The organism is Sphingomonas colocasiae (assembly GCF_019880585.1).
Taxonomy (GTDB): Bacteria; Pseudomonadota; Alphaproteobacteria; order Sphingomonadales; family Sphingomonadaceae; genus Sphingobium_A; species Sphingobium_A colocasiae.
This window is the reverse complement of sequence record NZ_JAINVV010000010.1, coordinates 28,047-52,265: the sequence shown is the minus strand read 5'-3', so window position 1 is coordinate 52,265 and position 24,219 is coordinate 28,047. Positions and strand designations below refer to the sequence as shown.

General features: G+C 65.6%; 29 protein-coding genes. 20 read left to right on the top strand and 9 right to left on the bottom strand.

The window, feature by feature from the left end; genetic code table 11:
• Positions 1-20 precede the first annotated feature (20 nt).
• The 3 genes from K7G82_RS21220 to K7G82_RS21210 are packed head-to-tail and all read left to right on the top strand — an operon-like array spanning position 21 to position 2,170.
• A complete protein-coding gene (locus tag K7G82_RS21220; RefSeq protein WP_222991953.1) occupies positions 21-566 on the top strand; it encodes a DUF1697 domain-containing protein in 546 nt (181 codons plus the stop codon).
• Positions 563-1,138: a DUF2585 domain-containing protein gene (locus tag K7G82_RS21215; protein WP_222991952.1), complete on the top strand. Its 576-nt coding sequence runs from the start codon at positions 563-565 to the stop codon at positions 1,136-1,138. Before K7G82_RS21220 ends, K7G82_RS21215 begins: the two co-directional genes overlap by 4 nt.
• A 48-nt stretch (positions 1,139-1,186) precedes the next feature.
• Positions 1,187-2,170 carry a cation diffusion facilitator family transporter gene (locus K7G82_RS21210; protein ID WP_222991951.1) on the top strand — a complete coding sequence of 328 codons (984 nt, stop codon included), beginning with the start codon at positions 1,187-1,189 and terminating at the stop codon, positions 2,168-2,170.
• Positions 2,171-2,177: 7 nt separating this feature from the next.
• Here the strand turns inward: K7G82_RS21210 and K7G82_RS21205 are convergent, their stop codons facing one another.
• A complete protein-coding gene (locus tag K7G82_RS21205) occupies positions 2,178-2,402 on the bottom strand; it encodes a hypothetical protein (RefSeq protein WP_222991950.1) in 225 nt (74 codons plus the stop codon).
• A gap of 141 nt (positions 2,403-2,543) precedes the next feature.
• On the opposite strand from K7G82_RS21205, the gene yfiR reads away from it, so the two are divergent.
• From yfiR to K7G82_RS21150, 11 genes are all read left to right on the top strand, one after another.
• Positions 2,544-3,113, top strand: coding sequence for a regulatory sequestration protein YfiR (gene yfiR, locus K7G82_RS21200; protein WP_222991949.1), 570 nt, complete (start codon positions 2,544-2,546; stop codon positions 3,111-3,113).
• Complete coding sequence (dgcN, locus tag K7G82_RS21195; RefSeq protein ID WP_222991948.1) at positions 3,110-4,372, top strand: diguanylate cyclase DgcN/YfiN; 1,263 nt, start codon at positions 3,110-3,112, stop codon at positions 4,370-4,372. The genes yfiR and dgcN overlap by 4 nt, the downstream gene beginning before the upstream one ends.
• A gap of 22 nt (positions 4,373-4,394) precedes the next feature.
• Positions 4,395-4,898, top strand: coding sequence for an outer membrane lipoprotein YfiB (yfiB, locus tag K7G82_RS21190; protein ID WP_222991947.1), 504 nt, complete (start codon positions 4,395-4,397; stop codon positions 4,896-4,898).
• Between the two features lie 157 nt (positions 4,899-5,055).
• Positions 5,056-5,925: a 3-hydroxyacyl-CoA dehydrogenase NAD-binding domain-containing protein gene (locus tag K7G82_RS21185; protein ID WP_222991946.1), complete on the top strand. Its 870-nt coding sequence runs from the start codon at positions 5,056-5,058 to the stop codon at positions 5,923-5,925.
• 184 nt (positions 5,926-6,109) lie between these two features.
• On the top strand, positions 6,110-6,745 hold the full coding sequence (locus tag K7G82_RS21180; RefSeq protein WP_222991945.1) for a queuosine precursor transporter: 636 nt from the start codon (positions 6,110-6,112) through the stop codon (positions 6,743-6,745).
• Positions 6,742-7,644, top strand: coding sequence for an acetylglutamate kinase (argB, locus tag K7G82_RS21175; protein ID WP_222991944.1), 903 nt, complete (start codon positions 6,742-6,744; stop codon positions 7,642-7,644). The genes K7G82_RS21180 and argB overlap by 4 nt, the downstream gene beginning before the upstream one ends.
• Positions 7,645-7,740: 96 nt before the next feature.
• Complete coding sequence (locus K7G82_RS21170) at positions 7,741-8,031, top strand: YggT family protein (RefSeq protein WP_222991943.1); 291 nt, start codon at positions 7,741-7,743, stop codon at positions 8,029-8,031.
• Positions 8,032-8,319 (top strand): DUF167 domain-containing protein, encoded by a 288-nt coding sequence (locus tag K7G82_RS21165; protein WP_246623767.1) that lies wholly within the window; start codon positions 8,032-8,034, stop codon positions 8,317-8,319. It begins immediately after the preceding gene.
• Between the two features lie 10 nt (positions 8,320-8,329).
• Positions 8,330-9,205, top strand: a complete 876-nt coding sequence (folD, locus tag K7G82_RS21160) for a bifunctional methylenetetrahydrofolate dehydrogenase/methenyltetrahydrofolate cyclohydrolase FolD (RefSeq protein ID WP_222991942.1) — start codon at positions 8,330-8,332, stop codon at positions 9,203-9,205.
• Positions 9,202-9,945, top strand: a complete 744-nt coding sequence (locus tag K7G82_RS21155) for a hypothetical protein (protein ID WP_222991941.1) — start codon at positions 9,202-9,204, stop codon at positions 9,943-9,945. Before folD ends, K7G82_RS21155 begins: the two co-directional genes overlap by 4 nt.
• Positions 9,942-10,559: a MarC family protein gene (locus tag K7G82_RS21150; protein ID WP_222991940.1), complete on the top strand. Its 618-nt coding sequence runs from the start codon at positions 9,942-9,944 to the stop codon at positions 10,557-10,559. The genes K7G82_RS21155 and K7G82_RS21150 overlap by 4 nt, the downstream gene beginning before the upstream one ends.
• A 43-nt stretch (positions 10,560-10,602) precedes the next feature.
• Here K7G82_RS21150 and K7G82_RS21145 read toward each other — a convergent pair whose 3' ends face one another.
• Positions 10,603-12,393: an AcrB/AcrD/AcrF family protein gene (locus K7G82_RS21145; RefSeq protein WP_222991939.1), complete on the bottom strand. Its 1,791-nt coding sequence runs from the start codon at positions 12,391-12,393 to the stop codon at positions 10,603-10,605.
• 193 nt (positions 12,394-12,586) lie between these two features.
• Here K7G82_RS21145 and K7G82_RS21140 point away from each other — a divergent pair, with 193 nt between their 5' ends.
• The 4 genes from K7G82_RS21140 (at position 12,587) to K7G82_RS21125 (ending at position 15,998) form a co-directional block, all read left to right on the top strand.
• On the top strand, positions 12,587-13,285 hold the full coding sequence (locus K7G82_RS21140; protein WP_222991938.1) for a class I SAM-dependent methyltransferase: 699 nt from the start codon (positions 12,587-12,589) through the stop codon (positions 13,283-13,285).
• 3 nt (positions 13,286-13,288) lie between these two features.
• The gene (locus K7G82_RS21135; protein ID WP_222991937.1) at positions 13,289-14,506 is read left to right on the top strand and encodes a glycosyltransferase family 87 protein; all 1,218 of its coding nucleotides are present in this window, start codon (positions 13,289-13,291) and stop codon (positions 14,504-14,506) included.
• Positions 14,503-14,904 carry a GtrA family protein gene (locus K7G82_RS21130; protein WP_222991936.1) on the top strand — a complete coding sequence of 134 codons (402 nt, stop codon included), beginning with the start codon at positions 14,503-14,505 and terminating at the stop codon, positions 14,902-14,904. Before K7G82_RS21135 ends, K7G82_RS21130 begins: the two co-directional genes overlap by 4 nt.
• A 131-nt stretch (positions 14,905-15,035) precedes the next feature.
• Positions 15,036-15,998, top strand: coding sequence for a phosphatase PAP2 family protein (locus K7G82_RS21125; RefSeq protein WP_222991935.1), 963 nt, complete (start codon positions 15,036-15,038; stop codon positions 15,996-15,998).
• On the opposite strand, the gene K7G82_RS21120 is transcribed toward K7G82_RS21125, so the two are convergent.
• Positions 15,964-17,181, bottom strand: a complete 1,218-nt coding sequence (locus K7G82_RS21120) for an argininosuccinate synthase (protein ID WP_222991934.1) — start codon at positions 17,179-17,181, stop codon at positions 15,964-15,966. The genes K7G82_RS21125 and K7G82_RS21120 overlap by 35 nt on opposite strands.
• Positions 17,182-17,267: 86 nt before the next feature.
• On the opposite strand from K7G82_RS21120, the gene K7G82_RS21115 reads away from it, so the two are divergent.
• Positions 17,268-17,693, top strand: a complete 426-nt coding sequence (locus K7G82_RS21115) for a DUF1801 domain-containing protein (protein WP_222992031.1) — start codon at positions 17,268-17,270, stop codon at positions 17,691-17,693.
• Here K7G82_RS21115 and K7G82_RS21110 read toward each other — a convergent pair.
• A complete protein-coding gene (locus K7G82_RS21110; protein ID WP_222991933.1) occupies positions 17,681-18,208 on the bottom strand; it encodes a TetR/AcrR family transcriptional regulator in 528 nt (175 codons plus the stop codon). The genes K7G82_RS21115 and K7G82_RS21110 overlap by 13 nt on opposite strands.
• Positions 18,209-18,372: 164 nt before the next feature.
• On the opposite strand from K7G82_RS21110, the gene bdcA reads away from it, so the two are divergent.
• A complete protein-coding gene (bdcA, locus tag K7G82_RS21105; protein ID WP_222991932.1) occupies positions 18,373-19,086 on the top strand; it encodes an SDR family oxidoreductase in 714 nt (237 codons plus the stop codon).
• Between the two features lie 57 nt (positions 19,087-19,143).
• Here the strand turns inward: bdcA and K7G82_RS21100 are convergent, their stop codons facing one another.
• From K7G82_RS21100 to rlmN, 5 genes are all read right to left on the bottom strand, one after another.
• Positions 19,144-20,376: an SAM-dependent methyltransferase gene (locus K7G82_RS21100; RefSeq protein ID WP_222991931.1), complete on the bottom strand. Its 1,233-nt coding sequence runs from the start codon at positions 20,374-20,376 to the stop codon at positions 19,144-19,146.
• A gap of 91 nt (positions 20,377-20,467) precedes the next feature.
• On the bottom strand, positions 20,468-21,232 hold the full coding sequence (locus K7G82_RS21095; protein ID WP_222991930.1) for a molybdopterin-binding protein: 765 nt from the start codon (positions 21,230-21,232) through the stop codon (positions 20,468-20,470).
• A complete protein-coding gene (locus K7G82_RS21090; protein WP_222991929.1) occupies positions 21,229-22,059 on the bottom strand; it encodes a cytochrome b/b6 domain-containing protein in 831 nt (276 codons plus the stop codon). Before K7G82_RS21090 ends, K7G82_RS21095 begins: the two co-directional genes overlap by 4 nt.
• Before the next feature lie 126 nt (positions 22,060-22,185).
• Positions 22,186-22,947 carry a sulfite exporter TauE/SafE family protein gene (locus K7G82_RS21085; RefSeq protein ID WP_246623765.1) on the bottom strand — a complete coding sequence of 254 codons (762 nt, stop codon included), beginning with the start codon at positions 22,945-22,947 and terminating at the stop codon, positions 22,186-22,188.
• Positions 22,940-24,148, bottom strand: a complete 1,209-nt coding sequence (rlmN, locus tag K7G82_RS21080) for a dual-specificity RNA methyltransferase RlmN (RefSeq protein WP_222991927.1) — start codon at positions 24,146-24,148, stop codon at positions 22,940-22,942. The genes K7G82_RS21085 and rlmN overlap by 8 nt, the downstream gene beginning before the upstream one ends.
• Between the last annotated feature and the right edge of the window lie 71 nt (positions 24,149-24,219).

Sequence of the window (24,219 nt, the reverse complement as noted above, 5' to 3'; positions counted from 1 at the left end):
CGCCACAAAAAGGGGGCCGGATGCCGATATTCGTTGGGCTGATGCGCGCGATCAATGTCGGCAAGCGCCAGATGCCGATGAAGGAGCTGCGCGCGCTGGCGGAGACGCTGGGCTATGAGGCGCCCGAAACCTATGTGGCGAGCGGCAACCTGATCTTCCGCGCGAAAGGCGCGGCAGACACGGTCGCGGCGGACCTCGAAAAGGCGATCAAGGATCGCTTCGGCTTTTTCGCCGACGTGATCCTGCGCGATGCGCGCCACTGGAAAGCCTATCGCGACGCCAATCCCTTCGCCGACGATGCGAACGCAATCCCCAAGATGGTCCATCTTTGCCTGGCACGCGCACCGCTGAAGCCCGGACTGGTCGAAGGCCTGCGTGAGCGCGCGCGGGACGGCGAACGCATCGAACTGATCGGCGACGGCCTGTGGGTCGATTTCGGCGGCAATGGCGTCGCGCGATCGAAGCTGACCCCGGCAATATTCGACAAGCTGGCGGGATCGACGGTGACCGCGCGCAACTGGAACACCGTGCAGAAGCTGCAGGACATGATCGAGGCACGGGCATGAGCGCGCCGTCGATCCGCGACATCGGCGCGCGCCACTGGGCGGTCGTCGCCGTCATCCTGGCGGTCACCGCCGCCGCGCTGCTCTGGGCCGGCCGCTCGGCGATCTGCGCATGCGGCACCGTCGAACTCTGGCACGGCGCGCTCGATGCGGGGAACAGCCAGCATATCGCGGACTGGTACACGCCAAGCCACATCATCCACGGCTTCCTGTTCTATGGACTGGGATGGCTGGTGATGCGCAGCCGTCCGCCGGGTGAGCGGCTGATCCTGGCGGTCGCGATCGAAGCGGCATGGGAAGTGCTGGAAAATTCGCCGATCATCATCAACCGATATCGCGATGCGACGATGGCGCTCGGCTATTCGGGAGACAGCGTGATCAATTCGGTCGCCGATGTGGCCTGGATGGCATTGGGCTTCGCCTTCGCCCGCCGCGCGCCAGTCTGGGTGACGGTGTCGCTCGCCATCGGCTTCGAACTGCTGACGCTCTGGGTGATCCGCGACAATCTGACGCTCAATGTGCTGATGCTGGCCTGGCCGATCGAGGCGATCAAGACATGGCAGGGCGCGGGCTAGGGCCTATGTCCTAGCATATCCTGACAAATCCGGTTTAAGCTTGATTCGATGGCCCATGATCACGCGCATTCGCATGACGGACATTCGCATGATGGGCATTCGCATGATGGCCACGCCCATGCGCATGCCGGCCATTCGCACGGCCCCGGCCATGTCCACGCCCCAGCCGACTTCGGGCGCGCCTTCGCGATCGGTATCGCGCTCAACATCCTGTTCGTCGCGGCGGAGGCGATCGCCGGGCTGACCACCGGATCGATGGCGCTGCTCGCGGACGCGGGACATAATCTGTCGGACGTGATCGGCCTGCTCGTCGCCTGGGGCGGCGCCACGCTCGCCAAGCGGCCGCCGAGCAAGCGCTTCACTTATGGCCTGCGCGGATCGACCATCCTGGCCGCGATGATCAACGCGCTGCTGCTGCTGATCGCGATCGGCGCGATCGCTCTCGAAGCAGTGCAGCGCTTCGCGCATCCGCAGCCGGTGCCGGGCGCGACCGTGATGCTGATCGCCGGCATCGGCATCGTCGTGAACGGCGGCACCGCCATGCTGTTCATGAGCGGCCGCCACGGCGACCTCAATATCCGGGGCGCCTATCTCCACATGGCGGCCGACGCCGCGGTTTCGGCGGGCGTGGTCATCGCCGGCGCCGCGATCCTGCTGACCGGCGCGGCCTGGATCGATCCGCTGGTCAGCGTCGCGATCTGCTTCGTGATCTTCTGGGGCACCTGGGGGCTGTTGCGCGATTCGGTGACGATGTCGCTGGCCGGCGTGCCTGGCGAGATCGACCGCGACAAGGTGGAGATCGAATTGCTGATCTCACCCGGCGTGACCAAGGTCCACGATCTCCACATCTGGCCGATGAGCACCACCGAGGTGGCGCTGACCGCGCATATCGTGATCCCGCGCGATCACCCCGGCGACGCGTTCCTCGACGAGGTCCGCCAACGGCTCAACAGCAAATTCGGCATCCACCACGTCACCATCCAGATCGAGACGGGGCAGCATAACGATTGTCAGGAAACGCGCTGCGCCTGACGGTGGCTCATACCGGGCTATCGGGTGACGGCGCATCCGCCTGCTTCGCCGCACGGCGACGATCGAACGCCTTCTTGGCGACATAGGCGCCGCCGATCGCCAGGCCCAGCGGCCCCAGCCGGCGCAACCCGCCCATCGCGATCGCGCCGATCGCGGCGCCCTTCAAACCACTGTTCCCGTTGCGCCGGTCGATCTCGCGCCCCACCAGCGCGCCGATGACTTTCCCGATCATGCAAGTCTCCCTTCCCTGAACCAAAGCACCGAACCACTGTCCGGTTCCACCTTTTCGTCTCGGCTATGGCTTTGCACGCATCATCGGGCTAGATGGAAGATGCGTGGGGACGATGTTCAGGGTTGCCACACGGAGCTGGTGATGCTCCGCCAGGGGTGGGTTTTGCGTGCTTTGCTGTTCCTGATGATGGTATTGTCGTCGGCTTTGCCGGCGTCCGTCCATGCCACGCCGATCGGCTTTCTGCAGACGCCGGTGCCCGAGGGTGCTGCCGGGCAGACGGTTGCGGTCACGCGTGTCGTCAGCGGAATCCTGAGCTATGCGCGCTGGCCGACCGAGCCCGCGCCGCTCAGGCTGTGCGTCGCCGGCACGCCGCGTTTCGCCGGCGGCCTCTCGACATTGCCGGCGCGATCGCCGCGCCGGATGGAAGTGCTGCGGATCACCGGCACCTCCGCCGCCAGCGAAGGATGCAAGGCGCTCTATCTGGGCCGGCTGGAAGCGGATGAGCGCCGCCGCCTGATCGCCTCCGCGCGCGGGCAGGCGGTCGTCACCATCGACGAGGACGATCCGCCGTGCCGGGCCGGCGCGATGTTCTGCCTGCACGTCGCGGCGAACAGCGTTGCGTTCGAACTCAATCTCGACGCGGTTTCGCGGTCGACGGTGCGGATCGATCCCAAGGTATTGCTGCTCTCGCGTCGGGGAGAGCGGACATGAGCCTTGACCGCACCCTGCCCACGATCCGCCAGGTTCTGGCCAATGTCCATTTCCGCGTCACGCTGATCGCGGTCGGCCTGGCCGGAATCACGGTGCTGCTGACCGGCATCGTCGCGGTGCGCGGCTATGCGCAGCACAATCTGGAACTCGTCGCGAAATCGGCGAGCTATACCGTCGAGGCGGCGCTGGTGTTCGGAGATACCGTCGCCGCCGCCGAGGGTATCGCCCCGCTCGCCGCGAACGAGGATGTCGCCGAGCTGACGGTCCACGACGCGAACGGGCGGCTGATGGCCGGATGGCGGCGGAACGATCAGGGGCCGACCCGGCTGATCGAGCATGCCGTGGCGGCGATGCTCTTTTCCGAACCGATCACCGCCGAGGTCCGTCATCAGGGCGGCGTGATCGGGCAGATCCGCCTGCGCGCCGATGCACGCGGGCTCGTCCGCTTCATCGGACAAGGGCTGGCCGGCATGATCATCTGCCTGCTGGTCACGGCGGCTCTCTCCTATTTCCTGGCGCGCCGCTTCCAGCAGAAGATCGTCAATCCACTGCGCGCGATCGCCGAAACCGCGCATGCGGTGCGCGCGCGCCGCGCCTTCGGCCTGCGCGCGCCCCGCGCCGAGATCGATGAGATCGATTCTTTGGGCCAGGATTTCAATGCGCTGCTCGAAGAACTCGAAACCTGGCAGGCGCATATCCGTTCGGAGCATGAAAGCCTTGCGCACCGCGCGACGCATGATGCGCTGACCGGGCTTGCAAATCGCGCCTCGTTCGAAGCGCAGATCGCCCGTGCGGCAGCCGACGCGACCGCCGCCGAAGGCTGGTTCGCGATCCTCTATCTCGATTTCGACCGGTTCAAGGAGATCAACGACACCCATGGCCATGCCGGCGGCGACGCCGTGCTGGTCGAGGTGGCGGCGCGGATCAAGCGCCGGCTCCGTCCCGGCGATGCGGCCGCGCGGCTTGGCGGCGACGAGTTCGCGATCCTGCTTGCCTCATGCGCCGGCCGCAGCGAGGCGGAGCGCGCGGCCGCGGCGATCGCGATCACCATGGCCGATCCCGTCGCACTGCCCGGCGGCGGCACGGTAGACGCCGGGCTGAGCATCGGCATCGCGGTATTCCCGGAAAATGGCCGCACCGTCGAAGCACTGATGCACCATGCCGATGCCGCCATGTACGGCCAGAAGCAGACGGGCCAGGCAGAAACCGTCCGCAACGCGCCGATCCCGATCCGGCCGATCCAGAACCAACCCGGCTGAAGCCAACCAACCGAGGGAAAGTATGCGTAAGGCCCTTGCTCCGTTGACCGCCCTGATGCTCCTGCCGCTCGCGGCATGCCAACCGCCCGTGCGCCCCGCCCCCGCGGCCCAGCCGGCCGGGCTGACCCCGGCGCAGGTGGCCGTGCTGCGCGAACAGGGTTTTTCCGAAACCGATGACGGATGGCAGTTCGGCATGGCCGACCGGCTGCTCTTCGCGACCGACCGCAGCCGCCTGGTGCCGGCGCAGGCCGAGCGCATTGCCGCCATCGCCCGTGCGCTCGTCGCGGTCGATATCATGCGGCTGCGCGTCGAAGGACATACCGATGCGACGGGCACCGTCGCGCACAATCAGCGCCTGTCGCAACAGCGCGCCGACGCCGTCGCCCGGGCGCTGGCCGCCGGCGGGCTGCCCCGCGATGGGATCGCGGCGATCGGCCTGGGCAAGAGCCAGCCGCTGGAAAGCAATCGCACCGCCGCCGGACGCGCCGAGAATCGACGCGTGGTGATCATCGTCTCCTCCTCCTGAGGAAGAGGCAAACCGGTTCCAATCCCCGCGTTCGCGGGGACAGGCTTTTCCGTGCGATGCAACCTTGTCGTTGTCGCATCGCTGGCACGGAAAACCGGTTCCCACTTTTCCGTGCGATGCTCTAGGAGCGTCCCGAATCCGAAACGGGAGATTTTCGATGCAAGCGATTGGCGTGATCGGCGCGGGGCAGATGGGGGCGGGCATCGCCCAGGTTTCGGCGCAGGCCGGCTATCATGTCTATCTGGCCGATGCGAAGCTGGAGCTGGCGCAAAAGGGCAAGGCGGGAATCGAGAAGCAGCTCGGCCGGCTGGTCGAGAAGGAAAAGATCGACCCGCAGACGCGCGACCAGATCCTTGCGCGGATCGAGCCCGTCGCCGATTTCACGCCGATGGCGTCCGCCGGGCTCGTGATCGAGGCCGCCACCGAACGCGAGGAAGTGAAGCGCGCGATCTTCGAAGCGGTCGGCAAGATCCTGGGGCACCAGGCCGTGCTCGCGTCCAACACCTCGTCGATCCCGATCACCCGGCTCGCCCAGGCGTCACCCGATCCGAAGCGCTTCGTCGGCGTGCATTTCTTCAATCCGGTGCCGCTGATGGGGCTGATCGAACTGATCCGTGGCCTCGCCACGTCGGACGAGACGGTCGGGATCGTCGAACGCTATGCCCAGTCGCTCGGCAAGAAGGTGGTGCACGCCAATGACGCGCCGGGCTTCATCGTCAATCGCATCCTGCTGCCGATGCTCAACGAGGCCTGTTTCGCGCTGGGCGAGGGCGTCGCCAACATCCGCGACATCGATACGGCGGTTCAGCTCGGCCTCAATCATCCGATGGGGCCGTTGACGCTGGCCGACTTCATCGGGCTCGACACCTGCCTGGAGATTTGCCGCGTCCTCCATTCGGGCACCGGCGATCCCAAATTCCGCCCCGCACCGCTGCTCGTCAAATATGTCGAAGCCGGCTGGCTGGGCCGCAAGACCGGCCGGGGCTTCTACGATTATTCCGGCGACGAGCCGGTTCCGACGCGCTGAGGCAAGCGCGGGGTTCACTCTTCATCCATCGTCATCCTGATCATTGATGACGATGGATGGGGCATCCGGCGTTCGCTCCTGCCCGGCATTGCCCGTCACCGTTCCGCCTTCAGGCCCTTTTTTCGTTTTGCGTCCGGTCCCCACGCGCTATGCGGGCCAATCGCTCTCGGGGGGCCGGAAGGACATGACCGTTTCGATACCGCGTTCGCTGTTCGTCTTTTCGGTGCTCTATGGCGGCATGGTCACTGTGGCCGGCGTGCTGGGCGTCAAGCAGGTGGCGCTTGGTCCGCTCGCCGTCGAGGCCGGCATCTTCGCCTTCCTGCTGCTCGTGGTGATCAGCAGCACGATCGCGGAACTGCACGGCCAGAAGGTCGCCACGTCGCTGGTGCGCCTGGGATTCATCCCGCTGCTGGTCTCCGCCGCGCTGATCCAGATCGTGATGGCCCTGCCGCATGACGCCGACATGTATCCGCCCGCGATCGAGGCGTTCCCGATCGTCGTGGGCCAGAGCGCGCGGATGATGATCGCCGGGCTGATCGCCTATGGCATTTCGCAGACGCTGAACGTGCTGATCTTCGCCCGCCTGTCGCGCGGCGAAGGCAAGCTGGTCTGGCTGCGCGGGATCATCGCGAGCGTCGTCTCCCAGGTGATCGACACCTTGCTGTTCATTTCGATCTCCTTTCTGGGAGAACGCCCGATCCTGGGGCTGATGGCGGGGCAGATGCTCACCAAGGTGGTGCTGTCGATCCTGCTGGTGCCCCTGCTCATCACCCTGTTCGTCGCCATTGGACGGCGGCTCGATGGAAAGACTGCCGAATGACCCGTAACCACGCCCCCGATCCCGCGCTGCTCGCCAAGGCGGAGACGCTGACCGAGGCGCTGCCCTATATGCAGCGTTACGCCGGCCAGACCTTCGTGGTGAAATATGGCGGCCATGCGATGGGCGATCCCGAACTGGCGCGCGACTTCGCCGAAGATATCGTGCTGCTGAAGGCGGTCGGCATCAATCCGGTCGTCGTGCACGGCGGCGGGCCGCAGATCGGCGCGATGCTGAAGAAGCTGGGCGTCGAGAGCCAGTTCGTCGACGGACTGCGCGTGACCGACGCCGAAACCGCCAAGGTCGCGGAAATGGTGCTGTCCGGCGCGATCAACAAGGAGATCGTCTCGTGGATCGGCGGCGCCGGCGGACGCGCGGTCGGCATCTCCGGCAAGGATGGCGGCTTCGTCCGCGCCGAGAAGGTGACGCGCACCACGCGCGATCCCGGCAGCAACATCGAGAATGTCGTCGATCTCGGCTTTGTCGGAGAACCGGCGGCGATCGACCGCTCGGTGCTCGATACCATATCCAATGCCGGGATGATCCCGGTCATCGCGCCGATCGGCGTCGGCGCCGATGGCCATACCTACAACATCAACGCCGATACGATGGCCGGCGCGATCGCCGCGGCGCTGGGCGCTGCGCGCCTGTTCCTGCTGACCGACGTCGCCGGCGTTCTCGACAAGCAGGGCCAGTTGCTCACCGATCTCGATCCGGCCGCGATTCAAGGCCTGCGCGCCGACGGCACGATCAGCGGCGGGATGATTCCCAAGCTGGAGACGTGCGTGACGGCGGTCGAAGGCGGCGTCGACGCGGCCGTCATCCTCGACGGCCGCGTACCGCATGCGATGCTGATCGAGATTTTCACGAAGCAGGGCGCCGGCACCCTGGTGCATCGCTGAGCCGAAACGACAGGATCACGAAAAACCGGGCAAGCTGCGCGATTCACATTCCGCGCGGCTTGCGATAGGCTGGGCTCAGTTCACTAGAGGACACGCATGTATACCCTGCTCTCGATCGTCGCCTTCCTGCTGTATGTGGTATGGTGGATCATCATCATCCAGGCGGTTCTCTCCTGGCTGGTGGCGTTCAACGTCATCAACACCAGCAACGATTTCGTCCGCTCGATTCTCTATACGCTCCAGCGGCTCACCGAGCCGCTCTATCGCCCGATCCGGCGGCTGATGCCCGATCTCGGCGCGCTCGACCTGTCACCGCTCGTCGTGCTCCTGATCCTCTATATCCTGATGAACATCGTCATTCCCAACATCGCCGCGTCGCTGGCCTGATTGAGCGGCTGGCGCATCGACGACGAAGGCGCGATCCTTTCGCTGAAGGTGACGCCACGCGCGTCGAAGGATTCGATCGGGCCCGGCGATGCCGATCGACTGGCGGTGCGACTGCGCGCACCACCGGTCGACGGCGCCGCAAACGCGGCGCTGATCGAATTCCTGGCGCGCCATTTCGACCTGCCCAGACGTGGCGTCTCCATTCTTTCGGGCGAAAACGCGCGATTGAAGCGCGTCCGCCTGTCAGGCGATCCGGCGCATCTGGCCTCGCTGCTGGAGACATTGTAGGGGAGCGCGCATGAACGCTCAGATCATCGACGGCAAAGCCTTTGCACAAGGGCTGCGCGAACGCGTCGCCGAACGCACCGCCCAGTTTTCCGAACGCGCCGGCCGCGTGCCCGGCCTGGCCGTGGTGCTGGTGGGCGAGGATCCCGCCAGCCAGGTCTATGTCCGCTCCAAGCACAAGGCGACGGTCGCCGCCGGCATGGCGAGCTTCGAACATCGCCTGCCCGCCGAGACGGCGCAGGACGAACTGCTCGCGCTGGTCGCGTCGCTCAACGCGGACGATGCCGTCGACGGCATTCTGGTCCAGCTGCCGCTGCCCGCGCATATCGACGAGAACGCCGTCATCGCCGCAATCTCGCCCGACAAGGATGTCGATGGCTTCCATCCGGTCAATGCCGGGCGCCTGGCGACCGGGCTCGACGGCTTCGTGCCCTGCACGCCGCTCGGCTGCCTGATGCTGCTCAAGGATCGGCTCGGCAATCTGTCGGGGCTCGACGCGGTGGTGATCGGGCGCTCGAACATCGTCGGCAAGCCGATGGCGCAACTGCTGATCCGCGAGAGCTGCACTGTCACCGTCGCGCATTCGCGCACGCGCGACCTGCCGGCGCTGGTGCGTCGCGCCGATATCGTCGTGGCCGCCGTCGGACTGCCCGAAATGGTCAAGGGCGACTGGCTGAAGCCGGGCGCCGCCGTGATCGATGTCGGCATCAACCGCGTCGAAGGCAAGCTGGTCGGCGATGTCGACTTCGCATCGGCTGCACCGGTGGCGGGCGCGATCACCCCCGTGCCCGGCGGCGTCGGGCCGATGACCATCGCCGTCCTGCTCCGCAACACGCTGGTGGCCGCGCACCGCAATGCCGGCATCGCCTTCGAGGCCGGCACGCTGTGATCGCCGCCGTCCTCGCGCTGCTCGCGACGGGGACGCCGCAGACCGCGGTGGAGGCGGAGCGCACCTTTGCCGCGACCGCCCAGGCCGAAGGCCAATGGGCCGCCTTCCGCACCTTCGCCGGCGACAAGGCGATATTGTTCACGCCGGAGCCCGTACCCGCCGGGCCATGGCTCAAGGATCGGGCGGAACCGCCCGTCCCCGTGATGTGGTGGCCGCGCCTGTCCTTCCGATCCTGCGATGGAACATTGGCGGTCAATACCGGCCCGTGGATCCGTGCCGCCGGGGGCGCGACCGGCAGCTTCACCACCATCTGGCAACGCGACATGGTCGATGGACAGCCCCGATGGCGATGGCAGATGGATCATGGCCGCGACACGCCCGGCTTCATACCCGCCGGCGCGAAGGCGCGGGAGATCGTGGCCGACTGCGGCAACACCGATCGCAAGGCGCCGCCATCGAACGCCGCCCGCCCCGGTTCGGAGTCCGATGCGCTGAAGCCGCATCTCGCGAAGGACATCGTCGTCCAGCTTGAATGCGTGATGCCGCAGGCCGGCGCCGCCGCCCTGCCGGCCTTCACGACGACCGGACTGATCCGGGAGTTCCAGTCGATCGACGCCAGCATGGCCGTGCGCGTCCATGCGATCGCCGGCAAGCCCGGCGCGCACGATCTGCAAGTCTGGCAGTGGCGCGGCGGCGAAGGCTGGAAGCTCGTCCTTTACGAAACGGTGGGTGTGCGATGATCGAACTTTTCGTCTCGGCGCTGGTCACATTCTTCGTCGTGATCGACCCGCCGGGTTGCGCGCCGATCTATGCCAGCCTGACCACGGGCGCCGATGCCGCGCATCGCCGGTCGATGGCGATCCGCGCGGTCGTGGTGGCGGCGCTGATCCTGCTGGTCTTCGCGCTATTCGGCGAGAAATTGCTGGGCGCGCTCGGCATCAGCCTGGACAGTTTCCGCATCGCCGGCGGCATCATGCTGTTCCTGATCGCGCTGGAGATGGTGTTCGAGAAGCGGACCCAGCGCCGCGAGGAACGCGCCAAGGAAGTGATGGAGGCGCCCGTGGAGGACGTTTCGATCTTCCCGATGGCGATCCCGATGATCGCGGGGCCGGGCTCGATCGCCTCCACCATGCTGCTGATGGCGCGCAGCCAGGGCATCGAAGCAAGCATCGTCGTGCTGAGCGCGCTGGGTGCGATCCTGCTGCTCACCCTGGTCGCGCTGCTGCTGGCCGGGCCGCTGATGCGGCTGCTCGGCCACCGGGTCGAAACGGTGGTGACGCGCCTGCTGGGCGTGATCCTGGCGGCGCTCGCCGCGCAATTCGTGATCGACGGGATCCGCGCCAGCTTCACCTGACGCCTGGCTTCACCCGGCGCCAGTTTCGCCGAGAGAATACATGTCAGGGCTTGATCCGCCAGAGCTTGAACGGCGACTTCGCGGGCAATGCCACGGGCTCCAGCCAGGCTGGCACGATTCCACGCTCCAGCTTCGCATAGAAGCCCTTGGGCGATTTCGCGCGATAGACCGTCGCCTCGGCGAAATTGGGGCAGATCAGCAGCAATGTCGCGCCATATTTGCGGGCGATCTGACGCGCCTTCGCCTCGTCGCCGTTGAAGGCGCGATGGACGTCGAGGATCTGGGTGCCGTTGCGATGATAGGGGCCGGCGATCGCGTCATGATGCGTCAGCGTGATCAGCCGCGGACCGAGATCGACCATCGTCAGCACAGTGGCGCGCGGCACCTTGTTCAACGGCGCCATCGACGGGATCGTCGAGCATGACGCGCCCGCCTTGCGTACAGCCGCATAAACGGGCTTGTCCGGCGCCTTGGGCACCAGCCGGACGAGGAACGGCACAAGCAACCCCGATCCGGCGAGCACCAGGGCGGCGACACCGACGACGCGGACGACAATGTTGCCGCTGGCCCGCAGGCGCGGCACGATCGTCCAGATGAGATAGGTCGCGGCTGGCACGGCGAGCAGTTGCGCCGCCGCCGCCGCGCGGATCTGGAAGAACAGCAGCGCCAGCCCGCAGGTCGAGAGCAAGGCGATCGATCCCCAGGCCGCCAGCCGATCGGCGTCTCGCGCATGGCGGGCGTTCAGCAGCGCCAGGATGCTGCCGATCAGGCCAACGGCCGGCAGCGTGATCATGATCGCCGCAGTCCGCCATTCCTGCACGGTGATCGGGCGCGCCTCGCGGATATTGTCGAGCCAGTCGCGCTGCAATTCGTCCGACACGCCTTCAGGGCGGCCCAGGCATTGCGGCCAGGCCAGCGCCATGAAACCGCCGAGCAGTGCCGCCGCGACGATCGCCGCACTCAACCGGGTGACCGGACCATGCAGCGAGATCCGCCCGAGCACGAAGAGCAGCCCGCCCGCCAGCACCATGGTCGACATCCAGGGGGGTGACAGCACGTCGCAGACCGGTCGCCAATTGTCATTCGACGCGAACACCGCGAAGCCCAACGCGCAGCCCCCCGCGAGCGCGATGCCATAGGTCTGCAAACGTCGCGCCTGCCCCGCATCGATCACCCAGCGCAGCACGATCGCTGCGCCGGCAAGCGCCAGATACGGCATCATCTCGAAACCGATGACGAGCGACAGCGCGCTCGCCACACCCACCGTCGCCCCACCGCGCCGCGCCTGCGGATCGGCGAGCCCCGCGACGATCAGCGCCACCATGGCAAGCTGCCAGCCATGGTGATCGATACGGGCGGGCGTGAACATGCCGAGCGTGGAGGCCGCCCCCAGCAGCACGAATGCGGAGAGCAGGAAGCTCCATGACGCGATCAGGCGGCGTGCCACCAGCCCCAGGCTGATCAGCACGACATAAAGCGGCAGGACGGGCGCGATCGCGATCGCCGCGCGTTCGGCGATCGCGGTGCCGAAAAACGGCTTCACCGCAAGGATGATCGCGGCGATCGGCAGATCGACGAGACGCGACCAGTGGATGTTGAACCCCCCGGGTGGGCTCAGCCGATATTGGCGAAGATCGAACCAGCCCTGGCCGTTCAGCCAGGCACGAACCTCCATCATCCGCATATTATCGTCGGTATCACCGAGCGCGAACCAGTGGATCCGCCCCCAATACCAGGAGATCAGGCCGATGGCGAAAGCCAGCCAGATGATGAGCGTCGCGAGCCGCCAGCGGTCGTCGCGCCGGCCCGGGCGGACCGGATCATTCGTCGTCATTGCTCACCGCCTGTTTGCTCGCTTCCTGCTTAGAGCCCGTCCGGGCTTCCCGCAACGCCCGTCACACCATTGCATCACCGGATTCCTCGACGAGCGAGAAGCATTGCGGGAAGCGAGGACAAACCGTATTGCGTCGCCGCGAAAATGCAGATGCGCCGGCAGCGGCGCCAAGGGATCAGACGAGCCGCACGCGATGAAGCGCGAGACAACCAATGCCATCCGCACCGTGCTCGAAGAGGTGATTCCACCCTTCATCCGCGATTCCGGCCCCATGCGCTGGCTGTTCCGGCGGCATTGGGGAACACTGGTCGACGATATCGAGCGCTTCCGCGAACGCATCCCGTTCGTGACGGCGGATGAATATCGGGAAATCTACGAGCGACTGCCGCGCGTTCAGCACGAAACCGACAACAGTGCCGCCTGCCTCGATCGCATCCTTTCGGAAATTCGCGGCGCCACGGTGCTCGATGTCGGCTGCGGCACCGGCTATCTGGTCGACTGGATCAAGCATCGCCGGCCGGAGCTCGACATCACCGGCACCGATTTCATCATCGAGGACGGCACAAGGACCCGCCACCCGGAGATCAGCTTCGTCGAGGGACCGATCGAGGCGCTGCCTTTCGCCGACGGCAGCTTCGACACGGTGATCTGCACCCATGTGCTCGAACATATCCTCGATTTCCGCCAGGCGCTCTCCGAGCTCCGCCGCGTCACGCGCGGCACGCTGATCCTGGTGGTGCCGCAGGAACGCGAATATCGCTTCACCTTCAATCCGCATCTCCATTTCTTTCCCTATCCGCACAGTTTCCTGCGCTGGCTGCCGCCGATCCCCGAGGATCACGCGATCGAAAGCATCGGGCGCGACATCTTCTACCGAGAGCGGATCGCCTGACCGATGACGGCAGCGTTGCTACGGCAATGGCCGAAGCTCAAACGCCTGATCATGGCGTTCGGGCTGTTCGGACTGGTGATCTGGCCGGCCGCCGGATGGTATGGCCATGATCTGGTGTCCGACGAATATGCGCGATTCCAGGCGCTTCCCGGCCTGCACGTCACCCCGTCCGCGATCGTCGGGCGCGATTTCGTCAATATCTGGCATGGCGGTCATGAAGCGCTGAAGGGCGCCGAGGGTATCTACGACCGCACCGAATATCGCCGTACCCTGCGCGCGGCCGCCGATGTCTATGGCATCTATGCCTTTTCCTATCCGCCGCACATGCTGATGCTGTCGGTGCCGTTCGGTTTTCCGCCCTATCTCTGGTCGCTGGCATTGTGGCTGATCGGCACCTTCGCGCTTTTCATCTGGGCGGCGCGCCCGTGGCTCAAGGAAGCGGGGTTGCCGCTCTGGTCGGTGCTGCTGCTCCCCGGTGCGCTGGTGAATCTATGGGCGGGCCATTTCGGCTATCTGATCGGCGGATTGGCCTTGCTGGGCTGGTGGCACGCGGGCCGCCGCCCCGGCCTGTCGGGCGCGAGCTTCGCGCTGATGAGCGTGAAGCCGCATATGGGCATAATGGTACCCTTCATCCTGGCGGCGAAGCATCAATGGTCGACGATCGCCTGGGCAACCTTCGGTACGCTGGCGCTGGTGCTGGCGTCGACGCTGGCCTTCGGCATGGACGCCTGGACGACCTGGCTCACCTCCACGCTCAGCTTCCAGGTCGGGCTGATCGACCCCGGCGCCCAGCGCGAATATTATTACATGATGCCGACGGTCGGCCGGATGCTGATGGCGATCGATCGCGAAGGCCCCATCCTGCTCGGTCAGATCCTGTTCGGCCTGATCACGATGGCGATGCTCGTCTGGGCGGACCGGCGCGGAGCGCGGCTCGCCGATATCGGCCTGCTTTCGATCACCGGGACCATGCTGATCCTCCCCTATTCGTTCAATTACGATCTTGTCGCGCTTTCGCTGATCGCGCTGGTCTGGGCCGCGCGCTCACCGGCGCGCTGGTGGTCGCCGGAACGCCTGGCCTATGGAGCGATGTTCGTGGCGCCCATCGCCCAGGTGCCGCTGGCGCGCGAGGGCGTCTGGCTTTCGCCGGTCGCGATCCTGGCGGCATTCGCATTCGCCGCCTGGCGATCGGGCCGCGACTGGGCGGCGCATCCCGCATGATCCGCGCACCCAAGACGTTGTTCGGCCAGATCGCGGCCTATGCCATCGGCGGCGGCGCGATCACATTGCTCCACTCGGGCGTCTACTGGCTGCTGGCCGAACCGATCCGCGTCAACGCCTTTCTAGCCAACACGATCGCGGCGATCGTCGCCGGCATCACCGGCTATCTGCTGCACAGCCGATGGACCTTCGGCCACACCAATACAGCCGCCAAGGGACTCGGCGCGCCCGGCCGGTTCGTCGTCGTCTCTGTGCTGACCTATCTGCTCAACAGCTTCTGGGTCTGGCTGTTCGTCCAGAAACTGTCGCTGGGCGTCACGCTCTCCATCGCACCGATGATCCTCGCGACGCCCTGGTTCGGCTTCGCACTCAATCGATGGTGGACGTTCAGACACTAAGACAGGTGGCGGCTGCCGGCTCGGATGCGCGGGCCGGCGACGCTGAATCACGGTAAACACAAGAAAATCCGATATCGATCGCGCGCGGAATTTAACTTAGAATTACCCATTATCGGCCATCAGGGCGATGCATGATGATTGCCGCATCCACCTGCATGCTCCAGCCGCGCAGAATGGCGATGATGACCGCCGTCTTTGCGCTGATCTCTTTGCTTCTTGTTCCGCTTGCAGCCGGTGTGGACGTGGAATTGCCATCCTTCGCGCCGTTCCTGCTTCTCGCCGGCATGTTCGCGGCCCTTCTACCCTATTTTAACTGGCGGAAGATGTACCGGCTGCGCGCGGCGATGGAGACCGGAATCCTGTCGTTTCTCTTCACCGTGCCCGTTCTGGTACTCACCTACTGCGCAATGCGGCTCGGTTTTCCACTTGCGGACGACTGGCTCGCGGCAATGGACGCGCAACTGGGCATCCATACGCCCGACATCGTACAGTGGGTGGACCGGTTTCCAGCCCTGGCGTGGATATTGGACCAGGCCTATATGAGCTTGGGGCTCCAGCTTCTCCTGTTGCCGCCGTTGCTGGCGTTGTTCGGCAGGGCCGATCAGGCCTATCGCTTTACAAGCTGTTATTTTGTTCTTTGCGCGATCAGCTCGCTTATCGCCATCGGCTTTCCGTCGCTGGGGGCATTCGGCTATTACGGCCTAACCCAGGCTGATTTGAGCAATATCGACGCGCGTTTCGGCTATGAGTTCTCCGACAGCTTCAACGCTGTCCGCAACGATCCGACATTCAGGCTCTCGCTTGGCGTCGCATCCGGCATTGTCACGTTTCCATCCGTGCATGCCGGCGCAGCGGTGCTGTGTGCCTGGGCAGCATTGGCCAGTTCATTGCTGCGCTGGCCGATGCTCGCGCTTAATGTTGCGATGTTCGCGTCGGCGATCACGCACGGCGCACATTATTTCGTCGACTTGCTCGCGGGCGCTCTTGTCGCCTTGGCAACCATCATGCTCGTCAATCGATTGACCATTCCAGGCACCCTGCGTGCCCAGTCGGTCCTCATCAACGATCGCGGCGCCCCAGCAACCGCAGCCTGAGCGCGTTCAGCTTGATGAAGCCTTCGGCGTCGCGCTGGTCATAAGCGCCCTGATCGTCTTCGAAGGTCACGACCTTCTCCGAATAGAGCGAATAGGGCGACTTGCGGCCGATGATGTGCGCCGCGCCCTTGTAAAGCTTCAGGCGAACGGTGCCCGTCACCTTTTCCTGGCTGTGATCGATCGCCGCCTGCAGCATCTCGCGCTCCGGGCTGAACCAGAAGCCGTTGTAGATCAGCTCCGCATAGCGCGGCATCAATTCGTCCTTGAGGTGCGCGGCGCCGCGATCGAGCGTCACCTGCTCGATGCCGCGATGCGCCAGGTGCAGGATCGTGCCGCCCGGCGTTTCGTACATGCCGCGCGACTTCATGCCGACGAAGCGGTTCTCGACCAGATCGAGCCGGCCGATGCCATGGACGCGGCCGAGCTCGTTGAGCTTCGTCAGCAGGCTGGCCGGCGACAGGCCTTCGCCATTGATCGCGACGGCATCGCCACGCTCGAAATCGATCGTGATGATCTCCGGCGTGTCGGGCGCGTCCTCGGGATTGACGGTGCGCGAGAAGACATAGTCGGGCACTTCTTCCCACGGATCCTCGAGCACCTTGCCCTCGGAGGAGGTGTGGAGGAGATTGGCGTCGGTCGAGAACGGCGCCTCGCCGCGCTTGTCCTTGGAAACCGGAATCTGGTGCGCCTCGGCGAACTCGATCAGCCGGGTGCGGCTGGTCAGATCCCATTCGCGCCACGGCGCGATCACCTTGATGTCGGGCGCGAGCGCATAATAGCCGAGCTCGAAACGGACCTGATCATTGCCCTTGCCGGTCGCGCCATGGCTGACCGCATCGGCATTCACCTGGCGCGCGATCTCGATCTGGCGCTTGGCGATCAGCGGCCGCGCGATCGACGTGCCGAGCAGATAGAGCCCCTCGTACAGCGCGTTGGCGCGCATCATCGGATAGACGAAATCGCCGACGAATTCCTCGCGCAGATCGTCGATAAAGATATGCTCGGGCTTGACGCCGGCCATCTCCGCCTTGCGGCGCGCGGGCTCCAGCTCCTCACCCTGGCCGAGATCGGCGGTGAAGGTGACCACCTCGCACTGATAAGTCTGCTGAAGCCATTTCAGGATCACGCTGGTGTCGAGACCGCCCGAATAGGCCAGCACCACACGGTTGATCTTGTCGCTCATCAGGGTTCCTTCTCATGCCGGGAATCGCGCCAGTGCGCCTATGCGCAAAGCCGCGCATGTGCAACATTCCCCGTGAGAAAGGCGTGATCGCAGTGGCTGAAAACAAGACCAGGCCCACCGAAAACGACGTGGCGGCGTTCATCGACTCGGTCGGGCCCGATGCCCGCCGCGAGGATGCCCGCACGCTCGACACGCTGCTACGCCGGATTACCGGCATGGCTCCGGCGATGTGGGGGCCGAGCATTATCGGCTATGGCCGCTATCATTATCGCTACGAAAGCGGACGCGAAGGCGAGATGTGCCGGATCGGCTTCAGCCCGCGCAAGGCGGCGCTCGTCCTCTATTTCAACGGGCGGACACCGGCCTTCGAAGCCCTGCTCGCCACGCTCGGGAAACATGAAAGCGGCAAAGGCTGCCTCTACATCAAGCGCCTCGCCGATGTGGACATGGCGGTGCTCGAAAGGCTGGCCGCCGAATCATTCGCCTATATGGACGCGCATCACCCCGATTGAGTGGCTTCCCGGGCAAAGGCGCGCGCCGCCTTGTCGGCGAAGCGCGCTAGCATCGCGCCGTCATCCCCGTCGCGGGCGCTGGCCGACATGCCGGCGAGCACGATCGTCGCGAACTCAGCGAGTTCATCGGCGCGATCGGGATATTCGCCAGCGATGAAATCGCGAATCGCGGCGCGACTGGCGGCCTTGGCTTCGGTCGTGATGGCGCGCGCTTCGGCATCGACACTGTTGCGGGTGCCATCGAGCACGAGGCAACCCGCCGCGCATCCGGGAACCGCATAGATCCCCGCCGCGACCCTGAACATCCGCGCGATCACGGTGACGACATCGCCGCCCTCGGCCAGCGCGGTCGCGAACACATTGGCTTCGCCGCGCGCATAGAGCGCGAGCGCACGCCGGAACAGACCGGCCTTGCTGCCGAACGCGGCGTAGAAGCTCGGCGGACGAATGCCCAGCGCCTCGCCGATCTCGGCGACGCCCACCCCGTCATACCCCTTGCGATGGAACAGCGTCATCGCCGTCTCCACGGCGCGATCGGCATCGAACGCGCGAGGCCTGCCCCTGCCGCCCGAAACGCTGGGTTTCCGATTTTGTGTAGCAGTCACTAAAATAATCCTTGCCGGCACTCTTCCACGATAATATGTAGCGATCACTACACAAGACCGCAAGGAACCTTCCCATGACCGATTTCACCGACAAGAATGTCCTCGTCCTCGGCGGCAGCCGCGGCATCGGCGCCGCGATCGTGCGCCGCTTCTCACGCGACGGCGCGCGCGTCGCCTTCACCTATGCCGGCGCGCAGGCCGCCGCCGAAACCCTGTTCGCCGAAACCGGCGCCGAAGCCGTACGTACCGACAGCGCCGATCGCGACGCGCTGACCGCCACGGTGGCGGGGCGCGGTCCGCTGGACGTGCTGGTGATCAATGCCGGCGCGCTGGTGATGGGCGATCCGCTGACCCTGGATGCCGATGCGATCGACCGGATGATCGACGTCAATGTCCGCGCGCCCTATCACGCGGCGGTCGAGGCGGCACGGACCATGCCCGAAGGCGGCCGCATCATCGTGATCGGATCGACGAATGGCGACCGCATGCCCTTTGCGGGGGGCGCCGCCTATGCGCTCACCAAATCGGCGATCCAGGGCATGGTGCGCGGGCTGGCACGCGATTTCGGCGCGCGCGGCATCACCGTCAACAACATCCAGCCCGGCCCGACCGATACCGACATGAACCCGGCCGCCGGGCCGATGGCCGACACGATGCACGGCTTCATGGCGATCAAGCGCCACATCCATGCCGACGAGGTGGCGGGCCTTGCCGCCTATCTCGCCGGGCCGGAAGCCGGGATGATCACCGGATCGATGCAGACCATCGACGGCGGCTTCGGCGCCTGAGGACTTGTTCGAGGAAAGCGCGAAAGAGCGTTTTCCAGAGGCGGCACCGGCCCGTTCTCACCCCAGTGCCGCGAGGCGCTTCTCCTCCGCCGCGATCCAGTCGCGGGTGATGGGCAGCGCTTCGCGGCGGCGGGTGTAGAGGATCTGGTAATTGCCCATGCCGCCATATTCGAAAGTCGAGATCGCGCCGGCGAGGTAGAATAGCCACATCCGGTAGAAGCGCTCGTCATACATGGCGACGATGGCCTCGCGATTGTCGACGGTGCGTTGGTACCAATGCCGGATGGTGAGCCCATAGTGCAGCCGGAGCGTCTCGACATCGGCGGCGATCAGGCGGGATTTCTCGCTTGCCGCCAGCGTTTCGGAAAGCGCCGGGATATAGCCGCCGGGAAAGATATATTTGCGCGTGAAGGCGTCGGTCGTGCCGGGCACGCCGAAGCGACCGATGGTGTGGATCAGCATCACGCCATCCTCGGTCAGCAGATTGCGGCATTTGCGGAAGAATTCTCGGAAATGCGGTGGGCCGACATGTTCGAACATGCCGACCGAAACGATCCGGTCGAACTGCCCCCCGACATTGCGATAGTCGATCAGTTCGAACTTCACATGATCCGAAACGCCCGCCGCCGCCGCGCGTTCGCGCGCGATCTTGAGCTGTTCCTCCGACAGCGTGACGCCAAGCACGTCGACGCCGCAGGTGCGATGAAGATAAAGCGCCATGCCGCCCCAGCCGCAGCCGATATCGAGCACGCGCTGGCCCGGCTTCAGATGAAGCTTGGCGGCGATATGCGCCTTCTTGTCGATCTGCGCCTGCTCCAGGCTGTTCGCCGGATCGGTGAAATAGGCGCAGCTATATTGCATGTCGGTATCGAGGAAGAGCCGGTAGAAATCATTGCCGAGATCATAGTGATGCGCGACGTTGCGCTTCGATCGCGCCTGCCAGTTGAGCCGCGAGAGCCGGCTGCCGGCATTGCTGAGCGCGCGGCGCAGCGGATTGCGGATCTTGAGCTGGCCGCCGCGTTCCCAGGGCTGGTTCTTGCGCACCAGGGTGATGAGATCGAGAATGTCGCCCTGCTCGACGACCAGCCGGCCGTCCATATAGGCTTCCGCCGCACCCAGCCGCGGATGACTGGCGACATAGCCGGCCGCGCCCGCATCGGTGAAGCGGATCGCGACCTCGCCATAATCGGGATCGGGTGTACCGAAGCTGCGGCTGCGCCCGGCATGATCGGTGAGAGTGAGCGTGCCGCGTGTCACCAGCCGCGACAGGAAAACGTCGATCAGAGCCATCAGGCCTCCCGCTGTCGATCCCCCTTGCCACCCGAATGCGAAAAGCGGCGCGCAGGGTCAAGGCCGATGCGGCGATCCGGCCGAAAGCGGATCAGATACCCGCATACCATTCATATTGCGCGCGATCCTCCCAGAAGCCGCCCTTGCCCAGCCCGATCCCGTCGAGGCTCGCCACCGCATCGATCGCCTGGACATATTTGGCGTGTTTGTAGCCGAGCTGGCGCTCGACGCGCAGGCGCAGCGGCGCGCCGTTGCGGATCGGCAGGATCCGGTCGTTGAGCGCCCAGGCGAGAATCGTCTGGGGATGGAAGGCGTCGATCAGGTCGATCGATTCATAATAGGCGATGCCGCCGCCCATCTCGTCCGCGCAGCGGAAGACCAGATAGCGCGCCGATTCGCGTAATCCCGCCAGATCCAGCAGGCGGTGGAGCGGCACCCCCGTCCATTTGCCGATCGCGCTCCAGCCCTCGACGCAGTCGTGGCGCGTGATCTGCGCGCGCGCGGGCATCGATCGGATCTGCGCCATCGTCAGGCTCAGCGGCCGCGCGACCAGCCCGCGAATCTCCAGCCGCCAGCGCGCGAAATTCTCCGCCGCGTGCGCGCGATAGTCCGCGCCTTGCGGGTTCTGCGTGCCGTTGCCGCGAAAAAAGGGCGACAGGTCCGCCGTCTCGAACTCGCGCGCCAGCGCATGGCGATCGGTGATCAGCCGCTGCGCATGGCGGTTCATCGCGTCGGCGGAAAAGAGGATCTTGCGGAACGCCGGGCTCTCGCCGAGCCGGTCGCAGCCGCCAAGCAGCCCACCCGCGCCGAGCGCCGCGCCCGTCAGCAATCGCCGCCGGCTGACGATGCCACTCATCCGCGCGCCCTCACACGCCCGGTGATCATGCCGGCGATGCCGCGCAACGGCCCCGCGAGCACCACCAGCAACAGATGGACCGCGATGAACAGGACGAGAGCCGCCGCCGCGATGAAATGGATCGATCGCGCCGACTGACGGCCGCCGAACAGATCGAGCAGCCAGGGCCAGGCGGCATCCATCCCCGGAGACATGGTGAGCCCCGTCAGGATCATCAGCGGCAGCAGCATGAAGATGACGCCGACATAGCTCGCCTTTTGCAGCACATTATAGCCGCCGCCATGATCGAAGCACAGCTTGAGGTGGTCCTTCACGTCGCGCCAGATGGCCGAAGGCGCGATCTCCGCGCGCGTGAAGCTGAGATCGCGGCGGACATGGCCGTTCCAGAACGCGCGCGCCATGAAGCCCAGCAGCCCGAACGCGAACAGCCAGGCGAAGCTCAGGTGCCAGCGGCGCGCCAGCGCGAGATTATAGGTGGAGGGAATCGTCGCCCAATGCGGAAATGCGCGGCGCTGGATCCGGCCCTGCCCGTCTTCCCAGCGCCCCAGCACGCCTGTGGTATCCCAGCGACGATCGCCGATCTGGAGATAACCGCGCGTGTCATCCGAGCCGATCAGCAACCAGGCGCGATCCCAATTGGCGCCATATTGCCCCCAATAGAGGCGGGGATGCGCGTTGAAGATCATCAGCCCGCTCATCAGCAGCGTGAAGACGGCGATCGCGTTGCTCCAGTGCCAGATCCGCGTGGACAGGCGATGGCGGAGCACATGCGGAACCGGCGGCGGCGCCTCCGCCGCATCTTGCTCACTCTCGGCCAGGCCCGCCATATGCGGACAATCCCATTCGCCGGTCCGGCTGTAAACCCGGCTGAGAGTCTGTCTGGAAATGTGCGGAAGAGCACATTTCCAGGGCTGGTGCGGCGATGCGCCAAAGGCGCATTTCCAAACAGACTCTCAGCTGTAGGCGCGCAAGAAGAAGATGACGGTCATCGTGGCGGTGACGAGCAACGTCACGACCCGAATCACATGGGGCGCCAGGATCCGCCCGACCCGAGCGCCGAGATAGCCGCCGGCGATGGACCCGATCAGCATCGGCACCGCAAACTGCCACGCCACCATCGTGGCGCCGATAAAGATGATCGTCGCGGCGGCATTGGCGACCGCGAGCATCAATGTCCGCGGCGCCGCCAGATGATGCGGCTCGGCGCCGGCAAGCAGCCCCCAGGCCGCCATCATCATCAGCCCGACGCCACCACCGAAATAGCCGCCATAAATGCCGAGCGCGAGTTGGACCGCAACCATCGTGCCCGGGCCGATCGTGACGCGGCTGTGCAGCGCATTGGAAGCGCGCTTGCCGAACGCCATGACGAGTGTCGCGAGCAGCAGCAACCAGGGAATGACGATGTCGAAGGTGCGCGTCGGCGTGGCGACCAGCAGCAGGCTGCCGACAAGACCGCCGAAAAAGGTGATCGCGACGAGCGTGCGGACCTGGATGCCGCCCAAGGGCGCCAGTCCGTCACGATAGGCCCAGGCACTGGTGATCGCGCCGGGCTGAAGCGCAACATTGCTCGTCGCATTGGCGATCGGCGACGGCAGGCCAAGCGCGATCAAGGTCGGCATCGTCGCGAACGTACCGCCGCCGGCAAGTGCATTCATCGCGCCGCCCGCAAGGCCGGCCGCCAATGCCAGCACCGCCCCAGCGGCGGGATCAGCCAAGCGCCGCCTGCTTTTCCTCTGCCAGCCGGTCCAGTTCGGCGCGGCTCTTCTTCTCGGCGGCGGTCTTGAGCTGGCCGCAGGCGGCATCGATGTCGCGGCCACGCGGCGTGCGCACCGGCGCGGAAATACCTGCCTCGAACACGATGTCGGAAAAGCGCCGCACCCGTTCGGGCGTCGAGCATTCGTAAGGTGCGCCCGGCCAGGGATTGAACGGAATCAGGTTCACCTTGGCGGGCAGCTTGAATTTCCTGATCAGCCGGACAAGCTCGCGCGCATCCTCGTCGCTGTCATTCTTGTCCTTGAGCATCACATATTCGAAGGTGATCCGCCGCGCATTGTTGGCGCCGGGATAGTCGGCGCACGCCTGGAGCAGTTCCTCGATCCCGTATTTGCGGTTGAGCGGCACGATCTCGTCGCGGATCTCCTTGGTGACCGCATGGAGCGACACCGCCAGATTGACGCCGATCTCCTCGCCGGCGCGCGCCATCATCGGTACCACGCCCGAGGTGGAGAGCGTGATCCGCCGCTTCGACAGCGCCAGCCCGTCGCCGTCCATCACGATCTTCAGCGCGTCGCGCACCGCGTCGAAATTATAGAGCGGCTCGCCCATGCCCATCATGACGATATTGGTGAGCATCCGCCCTTCGGGCTGGGACGGCCATTCACCGAGCGAATCGCGCGCGAGCATCACCTGCCCGACGATCTCGCCGGGCATCAGGTTGCGCACCAGCCGCATCGTGCCGGTATGGCAGAACCGGCAATTGAGCGTGCAGCCCACCTGGCTCGACACGCACAAGGTGCCCCGATCGGCATCGGGGATGAAGACCATCTCGTAATCCTGGCCATCGTCCGAACGCAGCAGCCATTTGCGCGTGCCGTCGGTCGAGACCTGCGCTTCCACCACCTCCGGCCGGCTGATCACGAATCGTTCCGCCAGCCAGGGATGCTGGGCCTTGGCGATATCGGTCATCGCCGAAAACTCGGTCGCGCCGCGATTGTAGATCCAGTGCCAGAGCTGTTTCGCGCGCAGCTTCGCCTGTTTGGGCTCCATGCCGGCTTCCGCGAGCGTGGCCCTGATCTGGTCGCGCGACAGGCCGACCAGATCGATCCGGCCATCGGCGCGCGGCACATTCGGGCGCGGCACGGGCACGGGATCGATATGGCCGGGGATCGGCATGGTGATGGTCTGGGGGGCGTTCATCGGCGCCATGTAGGGAAAAACGCCGATATTTTCCAGAAATGATCGCGTGGGCGGGCTTGGCTCACGCGCCT

Bases quoted from the DNA above. Each gene is read 5' to 3' on its own strand.
- K7G82_RS21220 (WP_222991953.1), top strand. From the start codon at position 21: ATGCCGATATTCGTTGGGCTGATGCGCGCGATCAATGTCGGCAAGCGC.
- K7G82_RS21215 (WP_222991952.1), top strand. From the start codon at position 563: ATGAGCGCGCCGTCGATCCGCGACATCGGCGCGCGCCACTGGGCGGTC.
- K7G82_RS21210 (WP_222991951.1), top strand. From the start codon at position 1,187: ATGGCCCATGATCACGCGCATTCGCATGACGGACATTCGCATGATGGG.
- K7G82_RS21205 (WP_222991950.1), bottom strand. From the start codon at position 2,402: ATGATCGGGAAAGTCATCGGCGCGCTGGTGGGGCGCGAGATCGACCGG.
- yfiR (WP_222991949.1), top strand. From the start codon at position 2,544: ATGCTCCGCCAGGGGTGGGTTTTGCGTGCTTTGCTGTTCCTGATGATG.
- dgcN (WP_222991948.1), top strand. From the start codon at position 3,110: ATGAGCCTTGACCGCACCCTGCCCACGATCCGCCAGGTTCTGGCCAAT.
- yfiB (WP_222991947.1), top strand. From the start codon at position 4,395: ATGCGTAAGGCCCTTGCTCCGTTGACCGCCCTGATGCTCCTGCCGCTC.
- K7G82_RS21185 (WP_222991946.1), top strand. From the start codon at position 5,056: ATGCAAGCGATTGGCGTGATCGGCGCGGGGCAGATGGGGGCGGGCATC.
- K7G82_RS21180 (WP_222991945.1), top strand. From the start codon at position 6,110: ATGACCGTTTCGATACCGCGTTCGCTGTTCGTCTTTTCGGTGCTCTAT.
- argB (WP_222991944.1), top strand. From the start codon at position 6,742: ATGACCCGTAACCACGCCCCCGATCCCGCGCTGCTCGCCAAGGCGGAG.
- K7G82_RS21170 (WP_222991943.1), top strand. From the start codon at position 7,741: ATGTATACCCTGCTCTCGATCGTCGCCTTCCTGCTGTATGTGGTATGG.
- folD (WP_222991942.1), top strand. From the start codon at position 8,330: ATGAACGCTCAGATCATCGACGGCAAAGCCTTTGCACAAGGGCTGCGC.
- K7G82_RS21150 (WP_222991940.1), top strand. From the start codon at position 9,942: ATGATCGAACTTTTCGTCTCGGCGCTGGTCACATTCTTCGTCGTGATC.
- K7G82_RS21145 (WP_222991939.1), bottom strand. From the start codon at position 12,393: ATGACGACGAATGATCCGGTCCGCCCGGGCCGGCGCGACGACCGCTGG.
- K7G82_RS21140 (WP_222991938.1), top strand. From the start codon at position 12,587: ATGAAGCGCGAGACAACCAATGCCATCCGCACCGTGCTCGAAGAGGTG.
- K7G82_RS21135 (WP_222991937.1), top strand. From the start codon at position 13,289: ATGACGGCAGCGTTGCTACGGCAATGGCCGAAGCTCAAACGCCTGATC.
- K7G82_RS21130 (WP_222991936.1), top strand. From the start codon at position 14,503: ATGATCCGCGCACCCAAGACGTTGTTCGGCCAGATCGCGGCCTATGCC.
- K7G82_RS21125 (WP_222991935.1), top strand. From the start codon at position 15,036: ATGATGATTGCCGCATCCACCTGCATGCTCCAGCCGCGCAGAATGGCG.
- K7G82_RS21120 (WP_222991934.1), bottom strand. From the start codon at position 17,181: ATGAGCGACAAGATCAACCGTGTGGTGCTGGCCTATTCGGGCGGTCTC.
- K7G82_RS21110 (WP_222991933.1), bottom strand. From the start codon at position 18,208: ATGACGCTGTTCCATCGCAAGGGGTATGACGGGGTGGGCGTCGCCGAG.
- bdcA (WP_222991932.1), top strand. From the start codon at position 18,373: ATGACCGATTTCACCGACAAGAATGTCCTCGTCCTCGGCGGCAGCCGC.
- K7G82_RS21100 (WP_222991931.1), bottom strand. From the start codon at position 20,376: ATGGCTCTGATCGACGTTTTCCTGTCGCGGCTGGTGACACGCGGCACG.
- K7G82_RS21095 (WP_222991930.1), bottom strand. From the start codon at position 21,232: ATGAGTGGCATCGTCAGCCGGCGGCGATTGCTGACGGGCGCGGCGCTC.
- K7G82_RS21090 (WP_222991929.1), bottom strand. From the start codon at position 22,059: ATGGCGGGCCTGGCCGAGAGTGAGCAAGATGCGGCGGAGGCGCCGCCG.
- rlmN (WP_222991927.1), bottom strand. From the start codon at position 24,148: ATGAACGCCCCCCAGACCATCACCATGCCGATCCCCGGCCATATCGAT.